This window comes from Metabacillus sp. Hm71, assembly GCF_051842955.2.
GTDB lineage: Bacteria > Bacillota > Bacilli > Bacillales > Bacillaceae > Metabacillus.
This window is the reverse complement of the sequence record NZ_CM200278.1, coordinates 6,057,726-6,080,914: the sequence shown is the minus strand read 5'-3', so window position 1 is coordinate 6,080,914 and position 23,189 is coordinate 6,057,726. Positions and strand designations below refer to the sequence as shown.

General features: G+C 38.9%; 19 protein-coding genes. 6 read left to right on the top strand and 13 right to left on the bottom strand.

Annotated features, from left to right (window positions below; all coding sequences use genetic code 11):
• The first annotated feature begins 136 nt into the window (after positions 1-136).
• Positions 137-862, top strand: a complete 726-nt coding sequence (locus ACSVDH_RS29505; protein WP_439252397.1) for a DsbA family oxidoreductase — start codon at positions 137-139, stop codon at positions 860-862.
• 414 nt (positions 863-1,276) lie between these two features.
• On the opposite strand, the gene gnd is transcribed toward ACSVDH_RS29505, so the two are convergent.
• From gnd to ACSVDH_RS29475, 6 genes are all read right to left on the bottom strand, one after another.
• Positions 1,277-2,680 (bottom strand): decarboxylating NADP(+)-dependent phosphogluconate dehydrogenase, encoded by a 1,404-nt coding sequence (gnd, locus tag ACSVDH_RS29500; RefSeq protein WP_439252556.1) that lies wholly within the window; start codon positions 2,678-2,680, stop codon positions 1,277-1,279.
• Positions 2,681-2,768: 88 nt separating this feature from the next.
• The gene (locus ACSVDH_RS29495; protein ID WP_439252398.1) at positions 2,769-4,115 is read right to left on the bottom strand and encodes a GntP family permease; all 1,347 of its coding nucleotides are present in this window, start codon (positions 4,113-4,115) and stop codon (positions 2,769-2,771) included.
• 18 nt (positions 4,116-4,133) lie between these two features.
• Positions 4,134-5,678 carry a gluconokinase gene (gene gntK / locus ACSVDH_RS29490; RefSeq protein WP_439252399.1) on the bottom strand — a complete coding sequence of 515 codons (1,545 nt, stop codon included), beginning with the start codon at positions 5,676-5,678 and terminating at the stop codon, positions 4,134-4,136.
• Entirely contained in the window at positions 5,671-6,402 is a 732-nt protein-coding gene (locus ACSVDH_RS29485) for a GntR family transcriptional regulator (protein ID WP_299089743.1), read from the bottom strand. Before ACSVDH_RS29485 ends, gntK begins: the two co-directional genes overlap by 8 nt.
• Before the next feature lie 199 nt (positions 6,403-6,601).
• Positions 6,602-8,122, bottom strand: a complete 1,521-nt coding sequence (locus tag ACSVDH_RS29480) for a BCCT family transporter (RefSeq protein WP_439252400.1) — start codon at positions 8,120-8,122, stop codon at positions 6,602-6,604.
• A gap of 54 nt (positions 8,123-8,176) precedes the next feature.
• Positions 8,177-8,848: a hypothetical protein gene (locus tag ACSVDH_RS29475; protein WP_439252401.1), complete on the bottom strand. Its 672-nt coding sequence runs from the start codon at positions 8,846-8,848 to the stop codon at positions 8,177-8,179.
• 198 nt (positions 8,849-9,046) lie between these two features.
• Here ACSVDH_RS29475 and ACSVDH_RS29470 point away from each other — a divergent pair, with 198 nt between their 5' ends.
• From ACSVDH_RS29470 to ACSVDH_RS29460, 3 genes are all read left to right on the top strand, one after another.
• Positions 9,047-10,240 (top strand): sugar diacid recognition domain-containing protein, encoded by a 1,194-nt coding sequence (locus tag ACSVDH_RS29470; protein WP_518617453.1) that lies wholly within the window; start codon positions 9,047-9,049, stop codon positions 10,238-10,240.
• Positions 10,241-10,393: 153 nt separating this feature from the next.
• Positions 10,394-11,536 (top strand): glycerate kinase, encoded by a 1,143-nt coding sequence (locus tag ACSVDH_RS29465; RefSeq protein ID WP_439252402.1) that lies wholly within the window; start codon positions 10,394-10,396, stop codon positions 11,534-11,536.
• A 200-nt stretch (positions 11,537-11,736) separates the two neighbouring features.
• Entirely contained in the window at positions 11,737-12,408 is a 672-nt protein-coding gene (locus ACSVDH_RS29460; RefSeq protein ID WP_439252403.1) for a YdeI/OmpD-associated family protein, read from the top strand.
• Positions 12,409-12,461: 53 nt separating this feature from the next.
• Here ACSVDH_RS29460 and ACSVDH_RS29455 read toward each other — a convergent pair whose 3' ends face one another.
• From ACSVDH_RS29455 to ACSVDH_RS29440, 4 genes are all read right to left on the bottom strand, one after another.
• Positions 12,462-14,402, bottom strand: coding sequence for an FtsX-like permease family protein (locus tag ACSVDH_RS29455; RefSeq protein ID WP_439252404.1), 1,941 nt, complete (start codon positions 14,400-14,402; stop codon positions 12,462-12,464).
• Complete coding sequence (locus ACSVDH_RS29450) at positions 14,392-15,153, bottom strand: ABC transporter ATP-binding protein (RefSeq protein WP_439252405.1); 762 nt, start codon at positions 15,151-15,153, stop codon at positions 14,392-14,394. Before ACSVDH_RS29450 ends, ACSVDH_RS29455 begins: the two co-directional genes overlap by 11 nt.
• Before the next feature lie 102 nt (positions 15,154-15,255).
• Positions 15,256-16,260 (bottom strand): sensor histidine kinase, encoded by a 1,005-nt coding sequence (locus ACSVDH_RS29445; RefSeq protein ID WP_439252406.1) that lies wholly within the window; start codon positions 16,258-16,260, stop codon positions 15,256-15,258.
• Positions 16,253-16,948: a response regulator transcription factor gene (locus ACSVDH_RS29440; RefSeq protein ID WP_439252407.1), complete on the bottom strand. Its 696-nt coding sequence runs from the start codon at positions 16,946-16,948 to the stop codon at positions 16,253-16,255. The genes ACSVDH_RS29445 and ACSVDH_RS29440 overlap by 8 nt, the downstream gene beginning before the upstream one ends.
• Positions 16,949-17,079: 131 nt before the next feature.
• Here ACSVDH_RS29440 and ACSVDH_RS29435 point away from each other — a divergent pair, with 131 nt between their 5' ends.
• Positions 17,080-17,502: a DUF1801 domain-containing protein gene (locus tag ACSVDH_RS29435; RefSeq protein WP_439252408.1), complete on the top strand. Its 423-nt coding sequence runs from the start codon at positions 17,080-17,082 to the stop codon at positions 17,500-17,502.
• A 271-nt stretch (positions 17,503-17,773) separates the two neighbouring features.
• On the opposite strand, the gene ACSVDH_RS29430 is transcribed toward ACSVDH_RS29435, so the two are convergent.
• Positions 17,774-19,210, bottom strand: a complete 1,437-nt coding sequence (locus tag ACSVDH_RS29430) for a Na+/H+ antiporter NhaC family protein (protein ID WP_439252409.1) — start codon at positions 19,208-19,210, stop codon at positions 17,774-17,776.
• Positions 19,211-19,356: 146 nt separating this feature from the next.
• Positions 19,357-20,880: a DHA2 family efflux MFS transporter permease subunit gene (locus ACSVDH_RS29425; RefSeq protein WP_439252410.1), complete on the bottom strand. Its 1,524-nt coding sequence runs from the start codon at positions 20,878-20,880 to the stop codon at positions 19,357-19,359.
• 253 nt (positions 20,881-21,133) lie between these two features.
• Here ACSVDH_RS29425 and ACSVDH_RS29420 point away from each other — a divergent pair, with 253 nt between their 5' ends.
• Entirely contained in the window at positions 21,134-21,493 is a 360-nt protein-coding gene (locus ACSVDH_RS29420; RefSeq protein WP_439252411.1) for a DUF488 domain-containing protein, read from the top strand.
• A 198-nt stretch (positions 21,494-21,691) separates the two neighbouring features.
• Here ACSVDH_RS29420 and ACSVDH_RS29415 read toward each other — a convergent pair whose 3' ends face one another.
• The gene (locus tag ACSVDH_RS29415; protein ID WP_439252412.1) at positions 21,692-23,185 is read right to left on the bottom strand and encodes a peptide MFS transporter; all 1,494 of its coding nucleotides are present in this window, start codon (positions 23,183-23,185) and stop codon (positions 21,692-21,694) included.
• Positions 23,186-23,189: the final 4 nt, after the last annotated feature.

The window sequence follows — 23,189 nt, the reverse complement described above, 5'->3', positions numbered from 1 at the left end:
CTTATACTTTTTTTGTTAAGATAGCTTTTGTGACTTTATTATCTTGAAAAAGGATATGCCTCTTTGAGCATGTATTTTTGAGCTTTTTCATGTTCATGCTACAATGGGTTGATACCTAAAGGAAAGAGGTGTAACAATGAAAATTGAAGTATGGTCTGATTTTGTATGTCCATTTTGTTATATTGGGAAGAGAAGATTAGAGTTGGCTTTAGAACAATTTCCACATAAAAATGAAGTTGAAGTTGAATTTAAAAGTTTTGAATTAGATCCAAATGCACCATTGTATTCTGGAAAAAGCATTCACGAAGTAATCGCAGCAAAGTATGGTCTGAGCGTTGAACAAGCTAAACGGAATAACGTACAATTAGGTCAACATGCAGCTAGTGTCGGTTTAACATTTCATTTTGAGGAAATGAAGCCGACGAACACGTTTGATGCCCATCGTTTGTCAAAGTTTGCAAAAGAACATAACAGAGAAAAGGCGATGACAGAAAATCTGCTTTATGCATACTTCACAGAATCTAAAAATATTAGTGATATAGAAACACTTGCAGATATTGCTGAAGCTTCAGGATTAAAGCGACAAGAAGTTTTAGAAGTTCTTAATGATAAAACAGCATATGCAAATGATGTTCGAATCGATGAAGAAATTGCAGGGCAGTATGGGATTTCTGGTGTTCCTTACTTTATCATTAATCAAAAATATGCCATTTCAGGCGCACAACCACTTGAAACCTTTGTTGGCGCTCTTCAAAAGGTGTGGGAAGAAGAAAACCCAAAACCTAAATTCCAGGAACTATCCTCAGATGGAGCGAACGGAGCCATATGTACGGATGGCAGCTGTGAAATACCACCAAAATAAAAATTGTAATACCGTTTTATATAAATCTGGATAATACAGGGACTTAATTGAACGGTTCCAACTAAATAAGGATTCAAAAAGAGGCAGTTCCAAAAGGGTTTCAACCCTTTGGACTGCCTCTTCATTATTTATGAATTCTATACGATCGTTTTTTATCGTTTAGGATATTATAAAATTCATTGAACTAAGGATAAGCACTGCGATATCCAGCTCCGAAGTACAGGATGTGCAAGTGCAGTCAGTGCGACAGGACGTCGCGTTTTTGACTGCCAGCGCCTATCGCCTATCAAACTTCAGATCATCTCCCTACGATAAGTCAACATCGGTTCGCTTCGCTTACCGTGTTTCCTTTATCTCAGTCGATGCTCCTCCAGTTTGTACGGCGATGACCAAGGCGCTTGCGCTTTTGTTCATTTATTGCCAATTTGTATGGAAAACACCTTCCATATCATTTCTCTCATACGTATGGGCACCAAAATAATCACGTTGTGCTTGCAGTAAGCTTGCATTTGATTTTCCTGTCCGGTAGCTATCGTAATAAGTGAGGGAAGAACTTAAGCATGGAAGCGAAATACCGGAATTGATGCCCTCGCTAACAACTTTTCGTAAGCCCGTTTGATAGGCTTTAGCCTTTTCTGCAAAATAAGGAGCGGTTAACAAATTATTCAAATTTGCGTCTTTCTGGAACGCTTCGCTTATTACATTTAAAAATTCTGCGCGAATGATGCAGCCGCCGCGGAAAATAAGGGCAATATCTTTTAAAGGCAAATTCCAGCCGTAAAGCTCAGAAGACATTTTGTATTGTGTAAATCCTTGCGTATAGGCACAGACTTTCCCCATGTATAAAGCTTGTTTAATGTACTCAATCCACACCTCTTTATCTAAACTCTCCTGATTTATCTCCGGACCAGCTAAGATGGTTTCGGCATACACTCGTTCGTCTTTTAAAGAGGAAATGTAACGGGCAAACAATGATTCGGTAATGATCGAAGAGGGGATGCCATTATTAATTGCTTGAATGCTCGTCCATTTTCCTGTTCCTTTTTGACCTACCTTATCAAGAATAACATCGATCAATGGCAGGCCAGTTATGTCATCTTTTTTCTTTAAAATTTCTGCCGTAATTTGAATTAAATAGCTTTTTAGTTCGCCTTTATTCCAAGATTCAAAGATCTCAGCAATTTCATCAACAGGTAATTGCAATCTTTCTCTTAAAAAAGTATAAGCTTCTGCGATTAATTGCATATCCGCATATTCGATGCCGTTATGGACCATTTTGACAAAATGGCCGGAACCTTTTGGACCGATATACACACAGCAAGGAGTATGGTCAACTTGTGCAGCTATTTTTGTCAGAATTGGTGCTGCTTTTTCATAGGCATCTTTATCTCCGCCAGGCATAATCGATGGTCCTTTTAAAGCACCGACTTCACCTCCGGAAATTCCAATTCCTAAATAATGGATTCCTTTCGCTTTTAATTCATCATATCTGCGTTCCGTATCTTCGTAATGGGAGTTGCCGCCGTCCATAATAATATCTCCAGCCTCTAGAAAGGGGACTAATGAACTGATCACCGAGTCGATCGGTTTCCCGGCTGTCACCATAAGAAAGATCTTTCTTGGTGTTTTTAAGGACTGGACAAAATCTTGAATCTCGTAGTATGGATCGAGTGAATGATTTGAGCTTTTTTCCATCAGCTTATCGGTTAAATCTCTTGTGTAATTATAGACGGCCACTTGTTCACCTTTACTAGCCATATTTAACGCGATGTTACTGCCCATTACTCCTAAACCAATGACACCAATTGTATTCATGATTGATTCTACTCCTTTGAATTCAGATTAATAGGCAGTAAATCCTTTACTTAATCGGTAGTGGATTTACTGCCTAGATTGGTATTGTTGCTTATACAAACAAACTTAGTAGTAGGATAAACACTAATCCAGCTACTGAAATAATCGTTTCAAGCAATGTCCATGTTGCAAAGGTTTCTTTCATGCTTAAGCCAAAGTATTCTTTAAACATCCAGAAGCCGGCATCGTTTACATGGGAAGCAATTAAGCTTCCTGCTCCTGTAGCAAGTACGACTAATGCCAGGTTCACGTCAGCTTGGCCTAACATTGGAATCACCAAGCCAGCAGTTGTTAAAGCTGCAACAGTGGCAGATCCTAAAGCAATACGTAATATAGCAGCGATGATCCAAGCTAGCAGGATTGGCGATAATGTCGTTTCTTTGAATAATTCAGCTACATAGTCACCAACACCGCCATCAATTAGTACTTGTTTGAAGGCGCCGCCCCCCCCGATAATTAACAGCATCATTCCAATATGCAAGATCGCTTGTGTACAAGACTCCATGACATCTTTTATTGGAATCTTTCTTGCTAATCCCATCGTATAGACGGCAACTAATAAGGAAATTAACATAGAAGTTGATGCGTCACCAATAAAGCGAATGACCGCTAGGAAACTATTATCCTCAATTCCTAATGTTTTTTGAAGCAACGTAATAATCGTCGCAATTGACATCAAAATAACAGGAAGCATCGCTGTAAATACGCTGACTCCAAAGCCTGGTGTGTCTTCAAGCTTAAATACTTTTTGTTCGCCTAATGAGGCAATACTTCCTGTTTTTGTAAATGATTCAGGTACAAGCTTTTTAGCAAGCTTTGTAAAGATAGGTCCAGCTAAAATAACGGTAGGAACCGCAATAATAAATCCATAAAGTAAAACTTCACCAAGACTTGCGCCAAATTCACCAGCAATAACAGTTGGCCCTGGGTGAGGCGGCAGGAAGCCATGGGTTACGGATAAAGCAGCAACCATGGGAATTCCAAGATACAAGATTGAAATCCTTAATTCTTTTGAAATAGCAAATACGATTGGAATTAACAATACTAATCCTACTTCGAAAAATAATGCGATCCCAATAATGAATGAAGATGCAACAACAGCCCATTGAATATTCTTTTCTCCAAATTTGTTAACAAGGGTCATCGCAATCCGTTGCGCACCGCCAGCATCTGCGATTAACTTGCCCAGCATAGCTCCAAGTCCAAAGATTAAAGCTAAATGACCAAGTGTCCCGCCTAATCCGGCTTCAATTGTTTTTACAATTTCCTCCAGCGGCATACCAAGGGCTAAAGCTACCCCAAATGAGACAATAATTAACGAAATAAATGTATTTAATTTTAAGCCCATGATCAAAATCAGTAAGGCTATGATTCCTATTGCGACAATAACTAAAGGCATCGTTATTCCTCCTAATATTTATCTGGTTGGGTTGATTAAACTTCTTTGATATTTTGCAATGCGTGAATAATCTTCTGTTAGTACTCTTGAAAGGTTAATAAAGATTGGCAGAAGCTCCCTGTATTCTTTTGCCGCTTCTTCTTTAGGCGTGTGTTTGTAAGTGCTGCCAACCATGTCTGATACAACCTCAAAGGAATCAATTTTTCCAGTTGCATAAAGGCCTAAAATACATGCACCTAGACATGAACTTTCATAGCTTTCTGGAACAACTACTTCTGATTCAAAAATATCGGACATCATTTGCCGCCAAACATCAGACCTTGCGAAGCCCCCAGTTGCTTGAATTCGTGTTACAGGTCCGTCCATGCATTCGGTTAAAGCTAGAAACACGGTGTATAAATTGTAAATGACTCCCTCTAGTGCAGCGCGAATCATATGTTCCTTTTTATGTGACATCGTTAATCCGAAAAATGAACCGCGTACATCTGGATTCCATAGAGGAGCGCGTTCACCGGCTAAGTATGGATGGAAAATTAATCCATCAGCGCCAGGTCGTACACGTTCAGCAATCTTTGTTAAGACCTCGTACGGGTCGATGCCAAGTCTTTTTGCTGTTTCTATTTCTGAAGAAGCAAATTCATCCCTTATCCAACGAAGGACCATCCCGCCATTGTTTACCGGTCCGCCAATGACCCAGTGTTTTTCTGTTAGGGCATAACAAAATATTCTTCCTTTTTCATCTGTTTGCGGCTGGTCAATAATGGTGCGAATCGCACCGCTTGTCCCAATTGTGATCGCAATTTCACCTTTTTTTATAGCGTTTACACCGAGATTAGAAAGCACTCCATCACTTGCACCGATGACAAATGGGGTTGTGGAATCGATCTCAATTTGACGTGCTAAATCCGGATCACAGTTGCTAAAGGCCTTTGTTGTCGGAACAAGCTCAGATAAATGATCTGGGGTTACACCTGCAATCTTTAACGCTTCTTCATCCCAATCCAATGTTTTAAGATTCATCATGCCCATGGCTGATGCGAGGGAATGATCGACTACATATTGGTTAAAAAATCGATGGAAAATATATTCTTTAATGCCAATGTATTTTTTTGCTTTGTCAGCAATTTCAGGACGTTCATTCACTATCCAAGCAATTTTGGTTAATGGGGACATCGGATGAATCGGTGTTCCTGTACGCTTGTAGATTTCATGTCCATTCAGTTCATTCTTTATTTTATGAGCCCATGCTTCACTGCGGTTATCAGCCCAAGTGATACATGGCGTCAGTGGTTGATCATTCTCATCCATAACAATGACACTATGCATGGCACTGCTAAATGAAAGAAACGAAGGCTTTTTTTCTGGATGATTTCTCGTTAGATTTGAAATGGCTTTCAATACAGCTTGAAATATTTCCTCTGGATCTTGCTCAGCTGTTGAGATATCCGGTGTATAAAGGGGATACCCTATATTTTCAGTTTGGATGACTTCACCCTTTTCGGTAAATAAGACCGCTTTCGTGCTTGTCGTGCCAATGTCTATACCTAACATATAGCTACTCATTTTCTTGCTCTACTCCTTTAGATCGCATTTGTTGAGACATCCATAGGTCTTCTACTTTCCCTTGAACATCATCAAAGTTTTCGTGCAAGGACTTAACCATAAGTGTCCGGTCCTTGGTTTTGATTGCTTCAATATAAAGCTCGTGGTTTTGCAAAATTCGGGTAAAATCTTCGTATTTTTCTTTAAAACGGACCCGCATGGATAAAAGAATGAAGCTCTCCATGACGGGTTTTAAATTATCCCAAATCATTTGGATATAAGAATGATTAATCGCTTTAATAATCGTTTCATGGAATAGGACATCCTGATAAGCAAATTCATCAGCATCCTGGTATTTTATTGCGACCTTCATCATTTCAAGGATTTTGCTAAGCTCCATTACTAATTCACTAATATCCATTTTGACGAGCCGTTCAAATACAAATGTTTCAATTAGTAAACGTACATCATAAATTTCTTCTACTTCTTTTTCTGTTAAACCAATGACGACTGCACCCATTCTTTCTAAACGAATCATGTTTTCGGATGCAAGTATTTTTAGCGCTTCACGAACGGGTGAGCGACTTACAGCAAAATCTGCAGCTAATTTATTTTCAGATAGAATGGTGCCGCTTTCAATCATGCCTGAAATAATCCGCATTCTAAGCTCTGAAGTAACACGAGTGCCAGCAGAAGCTTTTGAAAGCCATTTTGCAGGGTAAAGATATTCCTTTGAATCAGTCATATATTCACCTACTCAATTTAAATTCAAGTATACTTGTATACAAGTATTATATATGAGATTCATATTTTTGCAAGCCCTTTTATGAATCAAAATATAAAAAACATCAAAATTCGACAAAATCTACGTCGTGCTGCTAATAGGTGTGAAATTAAAAAATCACCCCGATGAACAACGCTGTTGGGGTGATTTTTAGTACCTTTTAAGATTGCTTAGCTCCCCGGTTACCGCTTCTTTGCAGATGAACTTCATTTTTTAACCCTCTTAGTAATGAATAACTCATGATCACCATGATAATAGCAAAGGGGAGGGCTGCTGCGATGGACGCAGTTTGCAATACGTTTAATCCGCCTGCTAACAGTAATACAGCCGCAAGGGCAGACTGAATGACGCCCCATGTCACTTTAATTTTGTTCGAAGGGTTCAATGTACCGCCTTCACTAAGCATACCTAGAACAAAGGTAGAGGTGTCGGCAACAGTTATATAATAAATCGCTACGACGGCAAAGCCTAAAATGCTTAATAGGGAAGTAAGCGGCAAATAATCAAAAAATATAAAGATTGATAATGAGACATTGTCTTTAATATAGTTTGCCAAATCATTGTTTCCTATGCTCTGAACAATATCAAGCGCCGAGCCGCCAAATATGGACATCCAGGCAAAAGTTCCGAGAGTCGGAACGATTAATACACCAATGACAAACTCCCGAATCGTTCTTCCTTTTGAAACGCGGGCAATAAACATGCCGACAAATGGAGCCCAAGCAATCCACCAAGCCCAATAGAATAACGTCCATGAGGCAATCCATTCTCCCTCGCCAAAGGGCTTTAGCCTTAAGCTCATGTGGATAAAATCACTGATATAAATACCAGTTGTATTAAAGAGCACTTTAATAATTGTCATCGTTGGGCCGACAATTAAAATAAGCAGCATGAGAGCAAATGATAAGATCATAGCTGAATTTGATAAATATTGAATCCCTTTTTCTAAGCCTGTGTTGATGGAGATAATAAACAGAACGGTGGCAACAGCAATGACGACCAATTGAATCACTAATGTATTTGGAACGGCAAAGATATCGTGCATCCCTGCAGTTACCTGCATGGCGCCAAGTCCTAAAGAGGTTGCTATACCAAAGACCGTCGCAAAGATTGACAGCACATCAATGGTTTTTCCAATTGGCCCGTAAATCCGATCTCCCAATATCGGATGAAACGCTGAACTGATGGCAGCAGGCAGCCTTTTGTTATATTGAAAAAAGGCGAGTGCCAAACCAATCACGGTATATATGGCCCAAGGATCAAGACCCCAATGGAAAAATGTATATTTCATTGCAGTATTGGCAGCATCAACCGTGAAGCCTTTACCAACAGGAGGGTCTGTGTAGTGGGTTACAGGTTCAGCAACACTCCAATACACAATTCCAATTCCCATTCCAGCACCGAACAGCATCGCGAGCCAAGATGCGGTATTAAAATCAGGCTTATCTGTTTTTCTGCCAAGTCGAATATTGCCGTATTTAGAAAACATTAAGTAGATCGAGAAGATGACAAAAAATAATGTGGCTCCAAGATAAACCCAGCCAAGATAATCAATCGAACCATTGTAAATCAGGTCAGTTACCTTCGCTAAATTGTCTGTAAAAAAGACTCCCCAAATAATAAAGATGAGAGTAAGTAAAAGTGAGATGGTAAAAACGCTGTTTTCTTTTAATTTATTCATGAAAACCTCCTGGTATTGAATAAAAACGGTATGAGCTTCCTCTCAAACATAAATTTACTTTTCATTGAGGTTATATAGAAATGTCCACTTTTCTGTGTTCATCAGCTCTTCCTGCGGCACCTCTAAACCGTTTCCTAGGAATACCGTTTGTCCTTGTATGGCGACCACCATCGCTTCAACGAGTACTCCGTTTTCATTTGTTTTATAGACATCTCCTAAAATTGGCAGCGGTTCTGTGGCCGTTTGATTTAACGCAGTGGTACCAAGGTTTGTTAAGTCTTCTGGTGCCATATTTTCTACTTCCAGATAGTCGATCTGACGGCTGTTGAGGCTTCGGCCAGGAACCATTAATAAATACTCATTGTGCTTGATCCCGTTTGAATTACTTGTGATGACCCCTTTATGATCAACGGTTTCAACAACTTCAATTTCATTTAATGAATAATGATCCAAAGAATCGGGAGTTGGGTTGGTAATTAAGATATAGTCCCCCGGCTCAGCATTTCGATCTTTTCTGAGCGTATAAATCTTATGATTGTAAGTAAAGCAGTCAAGTTGCTGCGGTTTGTATTTTTCTACATTCGCTGCGGTAGTTAAATTCTGTGTTAAATCCCTCAGCCTAATTAAATGTACGGATTTTTTATAGAGCGGCTTTACCCCGTATACCCTGTGCAGCTCATTATGATAATAGACAAATTGTCCTTTTCTTACATGGTATAGTTTCAATGATTGCGCTCCTTTCCTATATTGAAGCATTTGCCGTCATTTTAAGTGCATCCAAATGATTGGTTACTTAAAACATATAAAATGCAGTCTGCATAGCTATCATGTTTTTTCCTGCTATTTTTAGAATGGCTTATTTTTGCAAAAACATGCTGTTGAAAAAAGAAGGATAAAGAAAGGTGAAGAATAGAAGCATTGTTCTTGTCATCTATCTCATTTATTGTTCATTTGCACTATGGTACATTAGAAGAAATGAAGCAGGAAGGATGGCGAAAAAGGATGCATTTTTTAACCTACGACCTGGCTCAGGAAATTGTTGAGCGGACGATGAAAATATTAAAGACGAATATAAATGTAATGAATGATAAGGGGATTATCCTAGGGTCAGGTGAAAGGGAGAGGATAAATCAGCTTCATGATGGTGCTCTTCTCGTTCTAAAAAACGGAGAAAGTATTGAAATTGATCAGTCTAAGGCAACCGAAATGAAGGCGACAAAGCCGGGAATTAATATGCCGATACGCTTCGGTAACCAAATTGTTGGAGTTATAGGGATAACAGGAGAGCCTGAGAAAATCAGGAATTATGCCCAGCTCGTAAAAATGGCTGCAGAACTTGTATTAGAGCAATCCTTTTTATTAGAGAGGTTTCAATGGAAGCAAAGAATGCAGAGCGAGATTGTGAATCAGCTAGTTTCAGAAGAGGGTTTAAACGAAGCGTGGATTATAGAGCGTGCCGGATTTCTAGGAATTGATTTAGAACAGCCTAGAAGCGTGATTGTAATAAAACCATTGGATCGTTTAGAAAACTATGGTCAAAAAATAATAAGGTCAATTCAATATGAACTGGACAAAACAGATTTAATCGGTGTCACGTTAACTAATGAAATCATTATTTTAAAGGCATCAACAGAAAAAACAAAAAGGGAGCTAAGCCAATTCTTAAAGTGGTTGCAAAAAGTATTGGATGGAGATCTCCTTATTGGGGCCGGGCGTCCTGTCGATAGGATAAAAGAATTAAAAACTTCATTTGACCAGGCTAAAAGAGCAATCCTGGTTGGGAGTAAGCTTCAGCCAGACGCCAGTTTCTATCATTACGAGGATTATCGGTTAGAAGCAATGCTGGTAAAAATGGCGCTGGATGAGCAGGACAAACACACCTACTCCTTTTACGAAAAGCTGCTTGATAAGGGGAAGAAGGGAGACCTGGTCCAAACCTTGGAAGTATACATAAGAGAGAATGGGGAATTAAACAAAATTGCTGAAAGCCTGTTTATTCACCGGAATACCTTAAGATACCGGCTTGAAAAAATAACTGAATTGACTAAGAAGGATCCGCGGAATATACGGGACTTGATGGAATTGTATACAGCAAAGCTATTTCATGATATTTGCTAAATTGTGCTTATGCACAATTTATACAATTTATTATTCTGCTATTTTGTCACCATATACAATGCAATAATGATAGCAAACGTTTACGATTAAGGTATAACAAATGAAGTATTTTGCGGATGTTACAAATCTCTTATAGAAAGGGAGATCGAAAATATGAAAATTGTCATTGCCCCTGACTCTTTTAAAGAAAGCTTATCGGCACTAGAGGCTGCCAATGCAATCGAGAAAGGCTTCAAAACGATTTTTCCAAATGCTATATACTATAAAATGCCGATGGCGGATGGCGGTGAAGGAACCGTTCAGTCTTTAGTAGATGCTACAAACGGCAAGATAGTGGAGCGAATTGTCACCGGCCCGCTTGGTGAACCAGTTCATGCATTCTTTGGATTAATGGGAGATGGAAAAACAGCTGTGATCGAAATGGCTGCTGCCTCAGGGTTGCATCTTGTTCCTCTCGAAAACAGAAATCCATTAGTCACTTCGACAAGAGGAACGGGAGAACTAATAGCAGCTGCATTAGATTTAGGAGTAAAGCATTTAATCATTGGAATTGGCGGAAGCGCCACAAATGATGGGGGGGCCGGAATGGTTCAGGCATTGGGTGGCAGACTGCTGGATGACAGAGGAAACGATATTGGTCCAGGAGGCGGCGCTCTCTCGAAAATCATGACAATTGATGTAACCGGTCTTGACGCTAGATTAAAAGACGTTCAAATTGACGTAGCCTGTGATGTGGACAACCCATTAACTGGCTCAAGAGGCGCTTCAGCCATTTTTGGCCCCCAAAAAGGGGCCACACCTGAAATGATCGATTTGCTTGATAAAAACCTATCCCACTTTGCTGATGTCGCAGAAAGAAGTATTGGCAAACCATTTCGCGATATAGAGGGTGCCGGTGCAGCGGGTGGTCTTGGAGCCAGCTTGCTAGCTTTCCTACATGCAGATCTAAAAAGAGGAATTGAGATTGTCCTTCATGCTGTAAATTTTGATGAAGTCGTCAAGGATGCAGATCTTGTCATTACAGGGGAAGGTCGGATTGATGGGCAAACGGTATATGGAAAAACTCCTATTGGTGTAGCTAAAGCAGCAAAAAAATATGGTGTCCCTGTGATTGGTCTTGCCGGTTCAGTATCTAAAGACAGTGATGCCGTGCATGAATATGGAATTGATGCTCTTTTTAGCATTGTTCCAGGTATCGTATCACTTTCTGATGCATTTGAACATGCTGCAAAATATATGGAAAGAACCTCAAGAAATATTGCGGCGGCTATGAAAATCAGTCAATCATTTAATTGAAGTCTCATATTAGTTAATGGAAAAGTAATACAATGATATGACTAAAAAGTTCAGACTAATGGAAAAATAAGGAGGAACTCCTATCATTCATTAGAATGAACTTTTTGCTCGTGCTGTATTATTTGTTTGGTTTCAACTTGCTAACCAATAGGAAACAACTTACACTAAGGAAAAAGATTACTTTTAACAGGTGGGTAAACATGGCTAAATCAATCGTTGAAAAACTAAACTTGCAAAAATATAAAAAGGCAGCGGTTTTAAATTTGCCGGAGGGTGCGGAATATTTAGCAGAGTTAGAAGGTTATGATACTGAGCTTGCTGGGAGCGGATATGATCTGATATTTGCTTTTGTATTGGATATGGTGTCTCTAAAAAACCTCGTATACAAGGTGATTGAAAAGAACTTTTTAAATAAAAACGGTTATCTTTTTTTGGCCTATCCTAAAAAGGGGAATAAGGTATACCCGACCTATATTCACCGCGATGATTTATTTCCCTGTCTAGGTGTTGATGAGAGCGGGTTTATTGGCACAAGCTCAATTAAATTTGCCAGAATGGTCGGGCTGGATGATGTTTTTACCGTTGTTGGCTTAAAGGAAGATTCAAAAAGCAAAAATAAGACATCAACAAAAGCAAGCCAATGTGTGGATGATTATATCGAGATGATTCCTGATGTGGAAAAGGATTTGCAAGATACGCCTGACTTGCTTGCTTTCTATCAATCCTTAACCCTGGGCTATCGGAAAGACTGGGCCCGCTATGTATATAGTGCGAAACAAGAAGCAACAAGGAAAAAACGACGTGAGGAAATGAAAAGTATACTTGGGGCAGGGTATAAGAGCCGGGATCTTTATAGAAGAGAACATTCATAATTATGATAACAAAAAGCACCATTTCAACATGTGGTGCTTTTTGCTGTTAATGTTTATAATGCTTCCTTAATCATTTTTTTATAGTAAAGAACGGAAAGGATACCAAAGATAGAGTACAATCCTGTGTAGATGACCATTACAATAATCATCGGTGTCCAAAGCTCAGTTCCGAATAAAAACCAGCCGGATTGAACGGCGAAATAGCTATGAAGAAGGCCTATTATTAATGGAATCCCAAAGCTGTAAATTTGTTTGGCTTGGATGCCTCTCAGCAGGTCTCCGCGCGTAAATCCTAGCTTTCTTAAAATCGTATAATTTCCCTTTTCATCTTCACTCTCATCCATTTGTTTGAAATAAAGGATACAGCCTGATGTAATGAGGAAGGTTAGCCCTAAGAAAGCGACAATGAACATGATCAGTCCCATGTTTTGCTTTTGATCATTACTCATATTAAGGCGTGAAGAATGGTTTTCATCATAGTTTGCAGCTTTAAACAAGTCATTTGCCTTTTTAAGCTGGTCTCCATTTTTAATGTCTATACCGATATATACGAAGGTTTCTTTTTGAATTTCCGGGTCCATGTCCTTTTTTAAGTGTTCAAATACGGTTTCATCTACAATGGCAACAGGCAGCCCGCCACCTGTAAATGTATAGGGAAGGAGAAAATCTTTTCTAAGCCCTAAATAGTTTTGCTTAATTTCTCCATTTTTTCCTTTAATGATTATTTTGCCAGAATCTTTTAAGGTCATAAATTTTTGCATCAAATCATTGTAGCCGGAAAAAACCGTGTCTTCTGCAGCCAGATCTAAATCTGGGATAGATTGATCACTTATGACAGCGAGCGTCATGATATTTGGATCAAATGTTACTTCACTTAGATTGATATCCAAAATGTTTCTTGCATCGATGTTTGCCTGAATGACCTCAATAACCTTCTTATCGTAGGCTATCTCATTCTTCTTTAATGTCTCTTCAAATTGCTTTGCATCTTCCATATTTGTCATGGCAAAATGGGAGGGGACATTATTTTCGGCTGATTTTTCGGCTGAGTAATACGAAATATAGCTTAACGATAGCAGACCGATTGCTAGGGCTGATACGGTCGTAATAATCGTTAATAATAAGGCATTCGATTTCATGCGAAACATAATCGATGAAAGGGATAATACCTCATTAATGTTTAAGTAGCCGCCTTTGCTTTTTCGTACCACATTGGCAATAAAGCTAACAGAACCTTTATAGAAAAGATAGGTTCCAATAATAACAGAGCCAAGGATAAAGATCATGGCTAAGAATAATTCATTCATGGTTGTAAAGTCACCATCAAATAACTTTGATGAAACAAAATATCCTAAGATAATTAATGCCAACCCGATGACCCCAATGATGATTTCAAGTACGGACATCTTTTTAACCTTGCCTTCTGTTGAAGAGGTCACTCGAAATAAGGCTAATATGCTTTGTCTTTTGATGAATAGATAATTCATGATCATGATTAACAAGTAGATCACACAAAAAACGATCAAGGTTTGGACAAGGGCTTGCTGTGAGAATTGCAGAGTCGCAATTGCCTCAATACCCGTTATCTTAAATAAAATCATGATGATTAATTTTGAAACAGAAAATCCGACAAAAATCCCGATCAGTAAAGAGCCGAAGTAAAGAATTAGGTTTTCAGCACTTAGGATGCGAAAGATTTTATTTTTTGTCATCCCGATTAATTGAAATAAGCCGATTTCTTTGCTGCGCCTTTTAATAAAAATCGTATTGGCGTACAAAAGAAAGATGGCAACAATCGCAACAAGCAGAATGGATGCTGATCGTATCGCTGCCGCCCCTTTAATCGAGCCTTCCACTTCATCCATTGACGGGTCATATTGCAGGGTGACAAAGGCAAAATACAGGGCAACACTAAAGACTAACGCAAAAACGTAAAGGTAGTAGTTTTTTAAATTCTTTTTTAGGTTACGAAGGATAAGCTGATTAATGTTCATATTGAACACCGCCTAAAACACCTTGGGTTTTCATAATATCCTTAAAGAAGCTTTGTCTTTCCTGTGCTCCTTTCGTAAGCTGAGTATAAATTTGCCCATCCTTAATAAAAATGACTCTGCTGCAATAGCTGGCAGCGACCGGATCATGAGTGACCATAATGATCGTTGCCTCGCGCTTTTGGTTTAATTCACTCAGTTTGTTTAATAAATCAGAAGCGGATTTTGAATCAAGTGCACCGGTTGGTTCATCGGCAAAAATGATACTTGGTTCATGAATAAATGCCCGAGCCGCAGAGGTACGCTGCTTCTGTCCGCCTGAAATTTCATTTGGATATTTATCTTGAAGCTCGTAAATTCCCAGTTCCTTAGCTAAATCTTGGAATTTCTGATTTGCTTCCTTCCTGGATGTATTGGAAATGGATAATGGTAAAAGGATGTTTTCTTTCACTGTTAGTGTGTCTAATAGATTGTATTCTTGGAAGATAAACCCTAAATGGTGTTTACGAAATTCAGCCAGCTGCTTTTCCTTCATTTTTGTCATTTCGATATCTTGAATTTTGATCGTACCGTGACTGACTTGATCAATGGAGGAAAGGACATTAAGCAATGTCGTTTTACCTGAACCTGATGCCCCCATAATACTGACGAATTCCCCTTTTTTAATGCTGATATCGATTCCCTTTAACACTTCTTGTTTATTAAATTTATTACCGTAGCTTTTATGAATTTTCGTTGCTTCTAAAATATTCATCCGAACTAACTCCTTTTTCTTTGATAGTTTTATCATAATAGGGACCGGATTCCTTTTCCTTTGATTGGGCGAACAAAAAAACAAAAGCATGTGACAATTTTGTCACATGCCTGCAATATTCACAAAATCATTTTTCTTTGGGAAGGATAACGTAAAGGTTGTTCCAGCGTCTATTTTTGATCGTACCTCTATATGGATATGTAATGGCTCTGCAGCCTTTTTGGTTAAATAAAGCCCCATACCTGTTGAAGCATTGTCAGCGTGGTTTGTCGTTGAGGTAAAGCCTTTATCAAAAATCCTCGGTAGATCCTTTGGGTCAATCCCTCGGCCAAAGTCTTGAATTTCTAATTTCGCTCTGTCATTCTCCTCAAAGCTCTTAATGTTAATATCACCTGCTTCACTATATTTAATAGAATTGCTCAATAGCTGTCTGATTATAAAGGCAAGCCATTTGGCATCACTTAGCACCTCTGTTACTTCAAGCTGGATGTCGAAGCCAATCCCTTTTCGAATGCACCACGATTGTAAGGTTTTAAGCTCTTTAAAAATCAATTCTTTTAGATTGATGGTTTCTATAAATAAATCATTTTCTATAAATGAGATTCTCTTATGGTGCAGCTGCTGGTCGAGCAGCAAATGAATTCGCAGCCATTCATAGGTTAACTGAGATTTTAACGGTTTATCATCAATTCGTTCAATAATTAAATGCATAGCTGTTAATGGTGTTTTCACCTCATGAATCCAAGCCAAAAGTTCGTCCTTTTCCATCTCTAACACCAGCTGGTTTTCTGAAGCAAGCCGTTTTAATCGCTCTGTTTGATCGGTCATGCTTTTCTCAATGATTTTTTCAAATGGACGTTCTGGTTCAATGATGCTTGTTAAATCAAGATTGTTTTCCCATTCCTCTAAGCTTTTATAAAACTTGGTTTCTTTATGATAGCGGACAACCAAAAAGAGAATAAATATGATCATTGATAAAAAAACGATATAGAGAATGGGCTTGAATGGGATCGCATTGTCGAGATAAGCGACCAAAATAATCACGAGCTGCTGGATGATGAAGAGCAAAATCCAGCTGCGCCGTTCAATAAGGAAGTTTTTAATCATATCCTTCTTCCTCTTCAGTCGCAATATAGCCTTGTCCAACCTTTGTTTCAATAAAACGTCCTAGGCCAATCTCATCCAGCTTTTTTCGCAGCCTGTTTAAGTTGACTGTTAACGTATTATCACTGATGAAACGTTCATCATCCCAAAGGCTTTTAATTAATTCTTCACGACTAACAATCTTATTTTTATGTTCAATTAATTGCTTTAAAATGAAAAATTCATTTTTTGTTAGTTCAATGGTGCCAGCCTCATTGGTTACAAGATTTTTTTCAAAATCGATCGTTGCCCTGCGCCAGATTTTGAGAGAGATGGGTTCAGTATTGTAATTATAAACACGGCGGAGAATCGCTTGAATCTTCGCAATTAATACATCAAAATGAAAGGGCTTTTGGATAAAATCATCGGCCCCAAGCTGCATTGACATAACCATATCAGTAGGATGGTCACGAGATGATAAAAAGATGATCGGCACATTTGAATGAGAACGAATCATCCGGCACCAATGAAAACCATCAAATTTTGGCAGCTGAATATCGATAATCACTAAATCAGGCTTTATCGCTGTAAATTCTTGAAGCACTCTGCTAAAATCAGTGATCCCATATACATCATAAGACCAACCTGTTAACCGATCTTTTATTTCTTTAAACAATGTTTCATCGTCTTCAATCAAAAGCAATGTAAACAATGGAATTCACCACACTTTTCCTTTCTTTACATAAAGTGTATAGCAAAATTTCCATTCTTGCTATAGGAGGAGGTATGATAAAGGAAATCGAATAGTTAAAATGTAACAATAATGAAAGTGAGGTTACCTTTATGTATGAATTAAAAACAAAAGAAACAGACAGCAGTGTCATTGAGTTTATTGAACAGGTTGAAAGTCCAAAGAAACGTGAGGATGCTTATAAATTATTGGATATTTTTACAGAAACGTCCGGCTATGAAGCGAAGATGTGGGGGCCAAGCATTATCGGTTTTGGAAAATATCATTACAAATATAAAACAGGTCATGAAGGTGATGCGCCACTTGTTGGCTTTTCGCCGAGGAAGGCAAAAGTCAGCCTGTATTTTGCAACTGGTGACACAGAGCGAGACGAATTATTAAAGGATTTTGGGAAGCATACAACAGGAAAAGCCTGTGTGTATATCAATAAAGTGGCTGATGTTGATATAGAAGTTTTAAAGAAGCTTATTCTTCAATCCATAAAGTTTTTAAAAGAAACCTATCCAGATCAATAACAAAAAAAGCGAAACGCTGCTGTTTCGCTTTTTGTTATTGCTTAGGAAATTATAAAATTCTTGGACTGTTGATAGCGCTTTGACATCCAGCTCCAGCGCCTAGCCCCTCTAGGGTCTAGCCAATTTAGAATTGAAGGCAAAGAACGCCTTCTATTCTAAATCGTCATATGCTTTTCGAGGCTGAACGAGGCGCTTGCGCTTTTGTTCGTAACATTGATATATTTAAATGAAGCTGACTATTTCACAGGAAATAATCTGGAATGTTCCCATTTCAAATAAAAAAGAAGGCTGTCACAAGATATAAAACCGTGGCAATTGCACAGCCTATGGAGGCAATTTTCAATTTATACCTGGCATAATCGACAAGCGGCATTTCGAGAATGGATGCGGTCGTAATTGTTGTGTCCCCTAATGGCGAGGTTAATGCACCAAATGAGCCGCTGGCAAATACTGCTCCTACTGTAAGTGGTATCGATGCTCCTGTTGCAGTTGCTAATGTCATTCCCAATGGCATAAACAATCCCCATGTTCCCCAAGAAGACCCGATAAAATAGCCGACAGCCGAACCAATAAGGAAAATGATGGCCGGGATGACATAGTCCGGTAAAAATGTCCCTAAGGTTGCGCTAATAAAGGTTGTAAATCCAAGATCCTCCGCTGCTAATGTTAGTGACCATACAAGCACAAGCAGTATGATTGCCTGCATCATTTGATTTCCGCCTTCAAAGAAATGATAGAGAATTTCGTCTAACGGTTGCTTGCGGAATATGTAAAAAACGAATGTTAAGACAAGGGTTATAAATATAGCTAATAGCATAATAAATGTTGAATCCGCCTTTGAAAAAGCTTCGAAAATGGTTTTCGCTCCTTTTGCAGTGCCATCCTGCCATAAAAGAAATAAGGAGAGGCCGAGGAGCAAAATAAGCGGAATGATTAAATTCCATGGTTGAGCCTTTACCATGGATAATTCCTCTTTTATCCCCATCCCGTGATAGGGGTGGGCTTCATGTTCATGATCCAGGTTTTTTTGAGCTTGATGATTGTTTTGTTTCTTTTTCTTTTTAGAAGATGGCCAAAATGTTTTCAAGAGCCCAATTACTAACATACTAATGGCAAAGTAGTTAAACGGAATACTAAGCAAAAACACGTGATATGGGGACATGTCTAATTGATGCTCCTGAACGCCTGCTTCCACTAACGATACCATAAAGCCAACAAATGCAGTGGCAACAGGTAAGAGTACAATGACTGAAGCGGTGGAGACATCCATAACAAATCCAACCTTTTTCTTTGATAATCTCCTTTTTTCCATGATGGATTGGACAATGGGACCAATCATCATAATCCGAAACATCGGCATCATAAAGGTAAAAGGCAGTGTCAGCCAAATAAGGCTTAGCAGACCGCGCTGTGACTTAATTTTTGCGCCAACCCACTCAGAAAAACCTTTCATTCCACCAGAAATTTTCATCATGCCAACGAGACCGCCAAAAAGATAAAGAAATCCGATGATATTAATATTCGTAGGGTCTGATAATGTTTTTACAATATATTTTATTGTTTGTTGCAATCCATGTAATAAATCAAACGTAACCAGTAACGAACCAAGGATAAGTCCCAAAACAAGACCAGGCAAAATTTTCTTTAACCAAATGGACATAGCTATAACAATAAGAAATGGCAATAATGAAAACCAAGTTTGCTCCAATTTCCCACACTCCTTTACCATTAAATTCTCCATTTTTGCATGCTTCATTCATGGATGGGAGGTATTTGTGCGACAGGTTACCAAGTTAAAATGTGAAAAGGGCCGTCCTTTAAGACAGCCCTTTCCATAATAATGGAAGTTTCACTTTATCGTTCATTTAAAGCTAGTTGATGTGTTTTTGCTTTTTGTCTTTTGATTGTTTCCTGTCCCTCATCTTCTTCAGGATTTACCCTTTTAATAAAAAATGCAAGAACAACGGCCAATACCGATAACCAAGTAGCGACGACGAAGGCATCGTTAATCCCTTGGATGGTTGCTTCTTTTACGATAAATGCCATTTGCTGTTTGGCATCTGGTGTGACACTGGAAGCAGCGGCGAGTTCTGTTACATGCTTTTCCGTTTGATTGGACATGACAGTGACAAGAAATGCGGTACCGAGTGCTCCGGAAACTTGTTTAAACGTGTTGGACATTGCCGTTCCGTGTGCGTTTAATCGTCTTGGAAGCTGATTAAGTCCGGCCGTCATAATCGGCATCATTAGCAGCGACATGCCAAACATTCTGGCTGTGTAAATAACTAATAAAAAAGTATAAGTGGTGGAGTCTGTTAGCTCACTAAATTCCCAGGTGGTAACGGTGGTAATGGCCAATCCGATGACGGAAAGCCAGCGTGCACCAACTCGATCAAATATCCAGCCTGTAATCGGAGACATAATCCCCATTAATATCGCGCCTGGTAACAGCAATAGTCCTGATTCCAAAGGAGTAAAGCCCCGGATTGTTTGCAAATAAATCGGCACCAGAATCATGCCTGCAAACATCGCCATTGTAATAATGACATTAATGATCGTCGTAAGAGTAAACATATTATATTTAAATACTCTGAACTCCAGCATTGGATGATCAACCGTCATTTGCCGCCAAATAAATAACGCTAATGCGATCACTCCTACTAGTATCGAGGTGATCACTTCGATACTTCCCCATCCTGAGTTACCGGCACTGCTAAATCCATATAATAAGCCGCCAAACCCTAATGTAGATAGGGCAATACCAGCTATGTCAATGTTCGGATACGTTTGCTTTGTGACATTTTTTAAGAGAAGAATGGCGATGATAAAATCAATCACCGCAATGGGTAGAACGATATAGAATAAGACCCGCCAAGAATAATTTTGCACAATCCAGCCTGAAAGAGTCGGACCAATAGCAGGTGCAAATGTCATCGCAAGCCCAATTAGGCCCATTGCCTGTCCTCGTTTAGCAATAGGAAAGATCGTTAAAATTACCATCATTAATAAAGGCATAAGGATGCCCGCACCTGCAGCCTGGACAACTCTCCCGATTAAAAGAATGGTGAAAGTAGGAGAAATCGCGCAGATGAAAGTGCCAATTGAAAACAATCCTATTGCTGTTAAATAGAGCTGTCTCGTGGTAAAACGTTCAATTAAAAAGGCTGTAACAGGGATTAATACGCCATTAACAAGCATATAACCTGTTGACAGCCATTGCGCTGTATTTGCGGATATATGTAAGTCTTCCATCATTTCCGGCAAGGCTACATTCATTAATGTTTGGTTTAAAATCGCCACAAATGAACCTAAAAGCATAACGGTAAGAATGGCGCCTTTTTTTATTTTCTGGTCGGATACACTTCCTTCAGTGGTCATCTTTATTTCCTCTCCTTTTACCGATCTTTTCAAGTTTTCTCTTTCTGTAATATGTTTTCATCTTTATGAATGAAATATGTTAAAAGTTTTAACCCGATCAGTTAATCATTTACCTTAGTTAATATTTCGATGTACGAAATATTAACGTTATACCATTATACTCCCCTATAAGTGAATGTCAATCAGGAAAAATTTTTCATCCCTGGGTTAATAATGAGATAATAATGCTGAATGAAAGCTAGGAGGGGGTTAAATGCCGGTAAAAATCAAGCGTGCTTATGAAAAATCGTCTGAAGGGGATGGCATCAGAGTCCTAGTCGATCGGATATGGCCAAGAGGACTTTCAAAGCAGGAAATAAACATCGATCATTGGATGAAGGATGTTGCCCCATCGAATCAGTTAAGGAAATGGTTTAACCATGAACCCAGTAAGTTTGAGGAATTCAAAGTTAAATATAAAGAAGAATTACGTAAGGATAAAAAGGACTTGGTGGAGGAGCTGCAAGAAATGGCCGCTAACCAGACCATTACTTTGCTATATGCGGCAAAGGATCAAGAGCATAATCAAGCATTGGTCCTGAAGGAAATAGTGGATAAACAGGAGGACCTGTAGGTAAAAACAAGGGTCAGAGAGCCTAATATTGAGGTTTGTTGACCTTTTCAGTTAAGGTTATATAATCGTTCCTGTTATAAACGCTCTCGGCCAATTTGTAGATGAGTGATAAAGCGCCATTTTACTTGAAGTGAAAAAATCCCCTGGCAAGAAGTGCAGCAGTCAGCGCTTCTTGCTTAGGGGATCGATAAGATTAAATTAACGGACACCTTTCATAAAGCCTTGAATTTTTGGTGAAAGGGAGAAAAGCAGGATACTAAGAACGATTGCAGCTCCTCCGATTGTACCGAAATAAACCATTTCTGTTTCAGGTGTATAGAAACGAACAATTTGTGCATTAATCGCTTGTGCAGCGGCATTTGATAGGAACCATAAGCTCATTGTTTGTGCCGAGAATGCAGCAGGAGCTAATTTTGTTGTAGCAGAAAGTCCGACAGGTGATAAGCAAAGTTCACCAAGGACGACAATAAAGTAACTTAGGACAAGCCATAAAGGATTAACTAATGCATCCTCCCCGCCAATATAGGCAGGTAACAGAATAACGAGAAATGACAAACCAGCAAATAGTAAACCTAATGAGAATTTTTTAGGAATGGAAGGCTGGCGATTTCCAAGCTTTACCCATAACCATGCAAAAAAGGGTGCCAAAATGATGATGAATAATGGGTTCAGTGATTGGAACCATGCTGGAGAAATATGAATACCAGCAAAGTCTAATTGTGTTCGTTTATCAGCATAGTTTGCTAAAATAGTTGAGCCTTGCTCTTGGATTGCCCAGAACATGACAGAAGCAATAAACAATGGGATATAGGCAATAATTCGCGAACGTTCAACTGCCGTTGTTTTAGGGCTTCTATACATCACAATAAAGTAGATCGTTGGGATCAAAATCCCTAAAATACCGACTAAAGCAATAAAACTATTAATCGTTAATATGCCTGCTGGTATAGTGATGGCAATAATAATTGCGATAATAGCAGCGCCTAATCCAATGATGGTATAGACCTTTTTCTTTTCAGATGGAGACATTGGATTTGCAATTAACGTTCCTGCAAGACCAAGATTTTTTTTCTTAGTAAAGATAAAAACTAATAATCCAAGGAACATTCCAACTGCGGCAATTCCGAAGCCCAGGTGGAAATTGTATCTCATTCCAACTGTACCGACAATTAATGGAGCTAAAAATCCGCCAAGGTTAATACCCATATAGAAAATACTAAAGCCTGAATCACGGCGATTGTCTTCTTCACTGTATATTTCTCCGACAACGCTCGAAACGTTAGGTTTTAGTAAGCCTGTCCCAAGAACGATTAAAACCATTGAGACGAAAAACATAGGTACACTTCCAGGTACTGCTAGTACAATATGACCTAGCATAATTAGGATTCCGCCATAAAAAACAGCATTTGATGTCCCGAATACCCGGTCTGCAAGCCAACCGCCAATGATGCCGGACATATACACTAATGAGCCATAAATCGACATGATGGCTAGAGCGGTGTTTTCTTCAATACCTAAGCCGCCTTTTGAAACTTCATAATACATATAAAAGACTAGGATTGCTCTCATTCCATAGTAGGAGAAACGCTCCCAAAATTCAGTAAAGAAAAGTGTGAAAAGTCCCTTAGGATGTCCAAAAAATCCTTTCTGAGGGACGCTTGCCACAATTTTCTGTTTATTTAAATTTGACATTACT

Coding starts and splice junctions, on each gene's coding strand:
- ACSVDH_RS29505 (WP_439252397.1), top strand. CDS start 137: ATGAAAATTGAAGTATGGTCTGATTTTGTATGTCCATTTTGTTATATT.
- ACSVDH_RS29495 (WP_439252398.1), bottom strand. CDS start 4,115: ATGCCTTTAGTTATTGTCGCAATAGGAATCATAGCCTTACTGATTTTG.
- gntK (WP_439252399.1), bottom strand. CDS start 5,678: ATGAGTAGCTATATGTTAGGTATAGACATTGGCACGACAAGCACGAAA.
- ACSVDH_RS29485 (WP_299089743.1), bottom strand. CDS start 6,402: ATGACTGATTCAAAGGAATATCTTTACCCTGCAAAATGGCTTTCAAAA.
- ACSVDH_RS29480 (WP_439252400.1), bottom strand. CDS start 8,122: ATGAATAAATTAAAAGAAAACAGCGTTTTTACCATCTCACTTTTACTT.
- ACSVDH_RS29465 (WP_439252402.1), top strand. CDS start 10,394: ATGAAAATTGTCATTGCCCCTGACTCTTTTAAAGAAAGCTTATCGGCA.
- ACSVDH_RS29460 (WP_439252403.1), top strand. CDS start 11,737: ATGGCTAAATCAATCGTTGAAAAACTAAACTTGCAAAAATATAAAAAG.
- ACSVDH_RS29455 (WP_439252404.1), bottom strand. CDS start 14,402: ATGAACATTAATCAGCTTATCCTTCGTAACCTAAAAAAGAATTTAAAA.
- ACSVDH_RS29450 (WP_439252405.1), bottom strand. CDS start 15,153: ATGAATATTTTAGAAGCAACGAAAATTCATAAAAGCTACGGTAATAAA.
- ACSVDH_RS29445 (WP_439252406.1), bottom strand. CDS start 16,260: ATGATTAAAAACTTCCTTATTGAACGGCGCAGCTGGATTTTGCTCTTC.
- ACSVDH_RS29435 (WP_439252408.1), top strand. CDS start 17,080: ATGTATGAATTAAAAACAAAAGAAACAGACAGCAGTGTCATTGAGTTT.
- ACSVDH_RS29425 (WP_439252410.1), bottom strand. CDS start 20,880: ATGACCACTGAAGGAAGTGTATCCGACCAGAAAATAAAAAAAGGCGCC.
- ACSVDH_RS29420 (WP_439252411.1), top strand. CDS start 21,134: ATGCCGGTAAAAATCAAGCGTGCTTATGAAAAATCGTCTGAAGGGGAT.
- ACSVDH_RS29415 (WP_439252412.1), bottom strand. CDS start 23,185: ATGTCAAATTTAAATAAACAGAAAATTGTGGCAAGCGTCCCTCAGAAA.